The sequence below is a fragment of the Nocardia sp. NPDC047654 genome, assembly GCF_043205035.1.
GTDB lineage: Bacteria > Actinomycetota > Actinomycetes > Mycobacteriales > Mycobacteriaceae > Nocardia.
The window spans coordinates 218,027-226,425 of sequence record NZ_JBIDDF010000006.1 but is presented as its reverse complement, the minus strand read 5'-3'; the positions used below and the strand labels follow the sequence as shown (position 1 = coordinate 226,425).

Here is an 8,399-nt window from a genome sequence, read left to right as displayed (position 1 = left end):
TGCGTGGTTACGCTGCGCTGCCGCCTGCGGGTCTGACCGCTCATGCTGTGTTTGTCGTCGGCATGAGCGGGGCCCTGCGTGGTTACGCTGCGCTGCCGCCTCCGGGCCTGACCGCTCATGCCGGGCGGGCTTCGAGCCGGATGGTGACCGCTTTGGAGACGGGGGTGTTCGACCGTTTCGCGACGTGGTCGAGCGGCACCAGGGGATTGGTTTCGGGATAGTAGGCGGCGGCGTTGCCGCGCGGTGTCGGGTAGGAGACGAGGCGGAAGTTCTCGACGCGGCGTTCGGTGCCGTCGGTCCATTCGGAGACGATGTCGACCGGATCGCCGTCGCGGAAGCCGAACGCGGTGATGTCGTCGGGGTGGACAAGCACCACCTTGCGACCGTGGTGGATGCCGCGGTATCGGTCGTCGAGGCCGTAGATGGTGGTGTTGTACTGGTCGTGGCTGCGCAGGGTTTGCAGGATCAACCTGCCCGCCGGGACCGGCAGCCAGGTCAGTTCGTTGACCGCGAAGTTCGCCTTACCGGTGGCGGTGCGGAATTCGCGGGCGTCGCGCGGCGGATGGGGGAGCTGGAATCCGTTGCGTCGGCGGACTTTCGAGTTGTAGTCGGAGCAGCCGGGCACGACACGGGCGATGGCGTCGCGGACGCTGTCGTAGTCGCGGGCGAAGCGCGCCCACGGCACCGGATGGCCTGCGCCGAAGAGTTCCCGGGCCAGTTCACAGACGATCGCGACCTCGCCGCGCAGATGCTCGCTGACGGGCTTCAGCCGTCCGGTGGACAGGTGCACCATCGACATCGAATCCTCCACCGAGACCTGCCGTTTGGTGCCGTCCGGGGCGAGGTCGAGATCGGTGCGACCGAGGGTGGGCAGGATGAGGGCGGTGCGGCCGTGCACGATATGGCTGCGGTTGAGTTTGGTGGACACCTGCACGGTGAGCGCGCAGCCGCGCAGCGCGGCCTCGGTCACGGCGGTGTCGGGGGTGGCGGAGACGAAGTTGCCGCCCATGCCGAAGAAGACCTTCGCGCGTCCGTCGCGCATGGCGCGGATGGCCGCGACGGTGTCGAGGCCGTGCTCGCGCGGACTGGTGATGCCGAACTCGCGATCGAGGGCGTCGAGGAAAGCCTCGGGCATCTTCTCCCAGATGCCCATGGTGCGGTCGCCTTGCACGTTGGAGTGGCCGCGCACCGGGCACACGCCCGCACCCGGCTTGCCGATCATGCCGCGCAGCAGCAGCAGGTTGGTGGCCTCCTCGATGGTGGCCACGGCGTGGGTCTGCTGGGTCAGGCCCATCGCCCAGCACAGGATGATGTTGCGGGAGCGAGCGAACGCCTCGGCGGTGCGCTCGAGTTCGGCCCGGCTCAGCCCGGTGGCCTCCAGCACGGTGGCCAGATCGACCGCGCGCACGTGCTTTTCGTACTCGGCGTAGCCCGCGCAGTGGGCATCGACGAACTCGCGGTCGACGATCGTGCCCGGCGCGCGATCTTCGGCTTCCAGCAGAAGGCGCCCGAGCGCCTGGAACAGGGCCATATCGCCGCCGAGGCGGATCTGCAGGAAGTCGTCGGCGATCGGTACGCCGGTGGTGACGCCCTTGACCGTCTGCGGGTCCCGGAACCCGAGCAGTCCGGTCTCCGGCAGCGGGTTCACCGCGATGATCCGAGCGCCCTCGGCCTTGGCGGCGGCGAGCGCGCTGAGCATGCGCGGATGGTTGGTGCCCGGATTCTGTCCCGCGACGACGATCAGATCGGCCTTGGCGAAGTCGTCGATGGAGACCGAGCCCTTCCCGATCCCGATCGAGCCGATCAGCGCCGCGCCGGAGGACTCGTGGCACATGTTGGAGCAGTCCGGCAGGTTGTTGGTGCCGTAGCTGCGCACCAGCAGCTGATAGAGGAACGCGGTCTCGTTGCTGGTGCGGCCGGAGGTGTAGAACACCGCCTCGTCGGGCGAGTCGAGGCTGCGCAGGGTGTCCGCGATCAACCGGTAGGCCTCGTCCCACGCGATGGGGGAGTAGTGGGTGTCGCCGGGCCGCAGCACCATCGGGTGGGTCAGCCTGCCCTGCTGCCCGAGCCAGTAACCGGACTTCTCGCTCAGTTCGGCGAGGGAGTGGGTCGCGAAGAACTCCGGGGTCACCGTGCGCAGCGTGGCTTCCTCGGCGACTGCCTTCGCACCGTTCTCGCAGAACTCGGCGGGCCTGCGGTGACCGGTCGGCTCCGGCCACGCGCAGCCGGGGCAGTCGAAGCCGTGCACCTGATTGACCCGCGCCAGGGTGCGGGCGGTCCGGATGACACCCATCTCCTCGACCGAGCGCTTCAGCGCCACCGTCACGGCGGTGACACCCGCGGCCTGCTCTTCGGGCGGTGTCACCGTCAGCTCGGACTCATCGATGTCCCGCTTCGGTCCGTTTCGGTGCATGCCGCCATTCTCCTCTCCGCGCGGCCCGAACCGGGCGGGGGCCGTCCGACCGGCCGTCGCCACACCCGAGCCGTGGCATACCGTGACGCCGCCCGTCACGCAGGAGCGGCGAGATGGGGTGGTGCCGTGGCCGCCCTGACACTTGTCGACCCTGGTGAACAGCCATCGCCGTGGCCCGATGGGGTCGGTTGTGCCGGGGCCGTTGTCGGCGCATGTCGGACCGGGCTGTTCCAGCGTTAGCCCTCGCGCCTGTGCGCTGCTCGTCGCCGGGGTGGGTGAGAACTCGTTCGCTGAGGCGGACGCGCGGGCCCGGTGGGAGTTCGGTCGTGGCGGTGCGGATCGAGGTCCGCCTGCCGGTGCCGGGTTCGGCGGTCAGGAGCGGCGGCGCGTTCCGGCGATATCGGTCGCGCCTGTGCGCTGTTCGGCGCCGGTGAGGAGTCGGCGGCTGATGCGGACGCGCCGGTCCGGCGGGAGTCCAGTGGGGAGGTGCCGATCCGGCTCCGCTGGCCGTTGCCGGAACCGGTCGGTCGAGGGATCCGGCGGTCAGGAGCGGCGGCGCGCTCCGGCGATATCCGTCGCGCCTGTGCGCTGCTCGTCGCCGCGGTAGGTGAGGACTCGTTCGCTGATGCGGACGCGCCAGCCCGGTGGGAGTTCGGTCGGGGCGGTGCTGATCCGGGTCCACTGGTCGGTGCCGGGACCGGCGATGAAGGTGCCGGAGGTCGCGGCGGCGTCCCGGACGTACACCTTGCCGCCGTCGACCGATACGTAGGCGTGCACGCGCGAGACGTGGCGGTCGCGCTGGATGACGATCGGGGTGGCGGTGGCGGCGCGGACCGATTCGTCCACCTGCGGTCCGCGCCCGATCACGTAGGCGCGGTTCAGCGGGTAGGCCGCGCCCTCCTCGGTGACCAGCGCGCCGACGGCCGCCTCGCCGGACGACGTGGCCGGGTGCGGAGTTCGCGTTCCGCTGTACTCGAGCGGATTGCGCAAGGCGACCGATTCGTGCGCGGGCTGCACCTGGGACCACGCGAGCGGTCGATCCGCGGCGGGCCGGGGCGGTCGTGGTTTGGCGAGGGGCCTGGCCGACTCGGCCGGACGGACGGTCGGCGCCGCGTCCATGCCGGTCGACGCCGCCTGCGCGATTGCGTCGGCGGCACTCGTGGGTTCGGGTGTCGCCGCGAAACCGGCCGCCGCCGTCGGCTCGGGTTCGGCCTGCGCTGAGGGCGCGGACGTGCGCGGCTCGCCGGCCTTCCCGGCGCCTCGCACCGCTGCCTGTAAGACGAAGCCGCCGCCGGGAACCACGCCGGCGCGCAAGTCGGTGCGCGGCAGCGCGGTCGGCGGCGTACCGGTGTCCGCGCCGATCGTGATGCGGCGCACCGGTTCGCGCACGATCTCGTCCACCCAGGTGAACGCACGGCCGCCGTGGAGCAGGCGGGTGCCCTCGGCGCCTTGGATTTCCGCGGTCACCGATCCGCGCAACAGGATGAGCATGCCGTCGTCGGTCGGCGCGACCACCCCGAACGGCGGCGGCCGCACCGTGCTGCCGAAGATCACCGCGGCCAAGCGTTGCGCCAGTGCGGCGCCGGGATGCTCCCCTTCGGCCACGGCTTCGATGGTGCCGAGTATTCGGTCCGTGGAGGTCGTTTCGGGCCCGAGGTAGGCGACGACCGCGCCGAAGCGGGCGACGAGCCCGTCGCCCGGTGCGACTCCCACGGTGGACGGTTTACTGCGCACCCGCGCCCTCCTTCCCGGCGCACTACCGGCATACCGAAGCCAGCATAGAGCGTCGGCGACGGCCGAACCGGGGTGTGCGAGCATCGCGAAGTGGAATGCGGATATGGTCCGCCGCGCTGCCCGGCCGCCGAATCGCATTCTGTCGCGCGCGTTCTCACGTGCGGTCCCTGCCGCCATCCCGGGGGGCTGTGAGCTGCGCGTTGTGGGCTTTTCCGCAGTCGGCGGCGGTTCATACTCGGAGAATCATGACTATGTCGTGAGTCACAACGCGAAGATGCTCGAAACGCCCACAAAGGGTTCGCCGCGCGTCCGCGCTTCGAGTCGTCGGCGAATTCGTTTGTGGGCGTCGTCGCGCCGAGAAGCTGCGTTCATGGGGAACCGGGCCCCTCCACGGTGGGTGCTTGCGCCGTCACGTCAGATGGCCGTCACGATAACGACGATGTCGTGGCGGCTCCGGCTCGTCGAGGAGTCAGGCCCGATGGAATAGGACCGCATTTCCTATGGGGGTGAAGGCGCGGATCTTCTGGTCGCGCACCCGAACCAGCCCTTGACGCGCGGATCGTGCAGCAGCGTGTCGAGGTTCCTGGTGGCCTGATCGTGCCGCCGTGACACTCCAGGCCCGGTGTCCGGGACATGGTTTGCCGTGGCGGACCTGCGCCGGTCACCCGAACGGCGTTCGTCCCTGGTTATGCTCGGCTGATGAGCGCAGCAGCCGTCAGCCGCCGGGCCCGCCCGGCCAAAGCTCCGCTGAGTCGCGAGGTGATCGTCGAGACCGGCCTGCGTGTCCTGGACCGGGATGGCGCGGCGGCGCTCACCATGCGCCGGGTGGCGCAGGACCTGGATACCGGCGCCGCCTCGCTGTACGTGTACGTCGCCAATCGCGACGATCTGATGGCCGCCATGCTCGACCACGTCCTCGGTTCCGTGCCGGAACCCGCCGGGGCTGGCTGGCGGGAACGGCTCACCGCGCTGGCCGACGCCATGGTGGCGGCGATGAGCAGGCACGAAGGGCTGGCGCTGGTCGCGCTCGGGGTGATTCCGAGCAGTCCGAACGCGTTACGGCTGATGGAACTGATGCTCGGCTCGCTCATCGAGGCGGGACTGGACGATCGGACCGCGTCATGGGCGGTGGACCTGCTGTTTCTGCACATCACCGCGTCGGCGGCCGAACAGAGCGCGCACAATACCGGCGGCGGTACCGAGCAGGAGTACCTCGCGGCGATCGAGCGGCGCTTCGCCGAGTTGCCCGCCGACCGTTATCCGACCGTCGTGGCCATGCGGGACGCCTTGTTGTCGGGCGAGGGGGACGCGCGTGCGGCCTGGGCCGTGCAAGTGCTGCTCAACGGCATCCTCGCCACGCGGGCGGAGTGAAATTCGCTGGTCCGCGCCGCGGTTGGCGGATCACAATGGGCCGATGATCCGGGCCGCGACAACCGAAGACCTCACCGTGCTGCAAGACATCGAACGCGCGGCGGGCGCACCGTTCGCGGAGATCGGGATGACGGCCGTGGCCGACGACGAACCTCCTTCGGTGGCCACGTTGCGCGAGTTCCAGCGAGCCGGACGGGCCTGGGTGTGGACCGAGGACGACCTGCCGATCGGCTACCTGGTCGCGGGCGTGATCGATGGAAACGCGCATATCGAGCAGGTCTCGGTGCGCCCGGACCACGCGGGACGCCGGATCGGCAAGCGGTTGATCGACCGGGCGGCCCGATGGGCCGCCGCCGCGGCGCTGCCCGCGATGACGTTGACCACGTTCACCGAAGTGCCGTGGAACGGCCCGTACTACCGGCGGCTCGGCTTCCGGTACCTGTCGGCGGACGAGGAGACCCCGGGGTTGGTAGCCGTGCGTGCCGGCGAACGGGCACACGGCCTCGACCGCTGGCCGCGCGCGTGCATGCGCGCGGAGCTGCGCGACTGGTCGATGGACTGAGCCCGCTGGGCCGTCAGGCGACGGCGCGCGCGGCCGCGGCCGCCGCGGCGGCCCGGTCCTCGTCGATCAGGCCGATGCGCGTGCGCCGATCCAGCAGATCGGCGGCCTCGAGCGCCCCCTCGTGGGAGACCGCGAACGCGAATTCGGCGCCGAGCACGTCGATGCCGGGCGCCACCGGCTCGGCGAGCGACGGATCGCGGCGCGCGGCGGCCAGCACGGTGGCCGCCTCACTGCCGTAGCGCTCGATCAGCACCGGCGGGGCGTCGATGCGGTCGCGCGCCGCGCCGGAGACCGCACCCACCAGCGGCAGCCGCCGGGTGCGGCACGGTCCCGCGGCGAGGTCGCCGTGCGCGACCGCCGCGTCGATCACGTCCTCGGCCATCTTCCGGTAGGTGGTGAGCTTGCCCCCGACGATGGTGATGATCCCGGTCGGTGAACGCAGCACGGCGTGCTTGCGGGAGATGTCGGACGTGCTGTCGTCGGCGGTCTGCAACAGGGGACGCAATCCGGCATACGAGCCGCGAATATCGTCGCGGGTCAACGGCTGACGCAGGGCGGGATTGATGGTGTCGAGCAGGAAACCGATCTCGTCGTCGGTGGGCTTCGGCTCGTCGGGTACCGGGCCCGGCGCGTCCTCGTCGGTCAAGCCCAGATACACCCGGCCGTGCGCGGCGGGAAAGGCGAAGACGAACCGGCCGACGCTGCCGGGCACCGGCACGGTCAGCGCCGCGGTGAGGCCGCCGAAGGACGCGGCGGAGAACACCAGATGGGTGCCGCGGCTCGGGCGCAACCGGATGCTCGGATCCACCTGATCCGCCCAGACGCCGGTGGCGTTCACCACGGTGCGCGGCCGCACCGTGAGGGTCTCGCCGGTGCGGGTGTCGCGTAGGGTCGCCGAATTCCCGGTCACCTCGCTCGCTTCGACGCGGGTCAGGATCCGCGCGCCGTGGGCCGCCGCGGTGCGGGCCAGCGCGACGACCAGGCGCGCGTCGTCGACTAGTTGCCCGTCCCATGCCTGGAGGCCGCCGCGCAGGTCCGCACGGCGCACGGTGGGCGCCAGCCGCACGGCCTCCGCCGCGGCGACGCGCCGGGAACGGGGCAGGATCGCCGCGGGGGTGCCCGCGCCCCGCCGCAGCAGGTCACCGGCCAGGAAACCGGCGCGCACCAGCGACGCTTGCACCGCATCGACATTCGGCAGCAGCGGCACCAGTTGGGGCAGCGGGCGCACCAGATGCGGGGCCGTGGTGCGCATGAGGATGCCGCGTTCCACCGCACTCTCGTGGGCGATGCCGACCCGGCCGCTCGCCAGGTAGCGCAGGCCGCCGTGCACCAGCTTGGAACTCCAGCGGCTGGTGCCGAAGGCCAGGTCGCGGCGCTCGACCAGCACGGTGCGCAGTCCGCGGGCGGCGGCGTCCAAGGCGGCGCCCGCGCCGGTGACGCCTCCGCCGATCACCAGGACGTCGATCTCGGCGCTGTCGCCGAGCCGGGACAGATCCGCGGCGCGGCGCGCGGCGTTCAACGCGGAATCTCCGGTTTGCCCCGAATCAACAGTCATCACAATGCCTTTCGAATGCGGCGGAACCGGGCTGACGCGTACTCAGCACGGCCGCTTTCGGGTGGAGTCTTCGACCGCCTCGCGGGCGTGATCGTCGAGATACCCGTCGATGGCGCGACGGAGTTCGGTGTCGAGGTGCTCACCCGCCAGCAGCGGCGCGACGGTGCCCGCCGACTGCACCGCGGACTGGGCGATCAGCAGCAGCATCGTGGCCATCCGCTCCGGATCGCCCGCGCGGATGGAACCGTCCCGCTGCCCGTCGCGGATGCCCGCCGCGAACAGCTCGATCAGCGCGCGCTGGTTACGCCCCAGCCTGCCGAAGACGTAGGTGAGCATCAGATCGGTGTCGGTGCGGAAGATCTTGCCGAACAACGGATTCGACCGGATCATCGCCGCTCCGGCGACCACGCCCTCGACCAGCCTGACGCGTGCGCTGCCCGCGGAGGGCATGGTGGCCGCCACGATGCCGCGCAGTTCGCGGACCAGCAGTTCGGCCACCAGCGCACCGGTATCCGGCCAGCGACGGTAGACGGTCGGCCTGCTGACGCCCGCCCGGCGCGCCACCTCGGTGAGCGTGGTGCGGCGCACGCCGAACTCCTCCACGCAGGCGCGGGCGGCGTCGAGAATCGCCAGGTCGGTCGCCGAGAGGGCGGTCTCGTCGGGAGCGGTCAAAAATCACCACCGGTGGTAGGTCGGCCGACGGCGAATGCGTCGGCGAGGTCCGAGCGTGCGTGCGTTACTGCTTGACAATCTATGTCAAACTG

At 71.0% G+C, this 8,399-nt stretch carries 6 protein-coding genes; 2 read left to right on the top strand and 4 right to left on the bottom strand.

What is annotated here, in order from left to right; translation table 11 throughout:
• Nucleotides 1-115: 115 nt before the first annotated feature.
• Nucleotides 116-2,413 (bottom strand): FdhF/YdeP family oxidoreductase, encoded by a 2,298-nt coding sequence (locus ACGF7Y_RS19505; RefSeq protein ID WP_393235653.1) that lies wholly within the window; start codon nucleotides 2,411-2,413, stop codon nucleotides 116-118.
• Between the two features lie 543 nt (nucleotides 2,414-2,956).
• The gene (locus ACGF7Y_RS19500) at nucleotides 2,957-4,147 is read right to left on the bottom strand and encodes an FHA domain-containing protein (RefSeq protein WP_393235652.1); all 1,191 of its coding nucleotides are present in this window, start codon (nucleotides 4,145-4,147) and stop codon (nucleotides 2,957-2,959) included.
• A 699-nt stretch (nucleotides 4,148-4,846) separates the two neighbouring features.
• Between ACGF7Y_RS19500 and ACGF7Y_RS19495 the strand changes: the two genes are divergently transcribed.
• Both ACGF7Y_RS19495 and ACGF7Y_RS19490 read left to right on the top strand, forming a co-directional pair.
• Nucleotides 4,847-5,518: a TetR/AcrR family transcriptional regulator gene (locus tag ACGF7Y_RS19495; protein WP_393235649.1), complete on the top strand. Its 672-nt coding sequence runs from the start codon at nucleotides 4,847-4,849 to the stop codon at nucleotides 5,516-5,518.
• Between the two features lie 43 nt (nucleotides 5,519-5,561).
• Nucleotides 5,562-6,080 (top strand): GNAT family N-acetyltransferase, encoded by a 519-nt coding sequence (locus tag ACGF7Y_RS19490; protein WP_393235647.1) that lies wholly within the window; start codon nucleotides 5,562-5,564, stop codon nucleotides 6,078-6,080.
• A 13-nt stretch (nucleotides 6,081-6,093) separates the two neighbouring features.
• Here ACGF7Y_RS19490 and ACGF7Y_RS19485 read toward each other — a convergent pair whose 3' ends face one another.
• Complete coding sequence (locus tag ACGF7Y_RS19485) at nucleotides 6,094-7,635, bottom strand: glycerol-3-phosphate dehydrogenase/oxidase (protein WP_393235645.1); 1,542 nt, start codon at nucleotides 7,633-7,635, stop codon at nucleotides 6,094-6,096.
• A 42-nt stretch (nucleotides 7,636-7,677) separates the two neighbouring features.
• Entirely contained in the window at nucleotides 7,678-8,307 is a 630-nt protein-coding gene (locus ACGF7Y_RS19480) for a TetR/AcrR family transcriptional regulator (protein WP_393235644.1), read from the bottom strand.
• Between the last annotated feature and the right edge of the window lie 92 nt (nucleotides 8,308-8,399).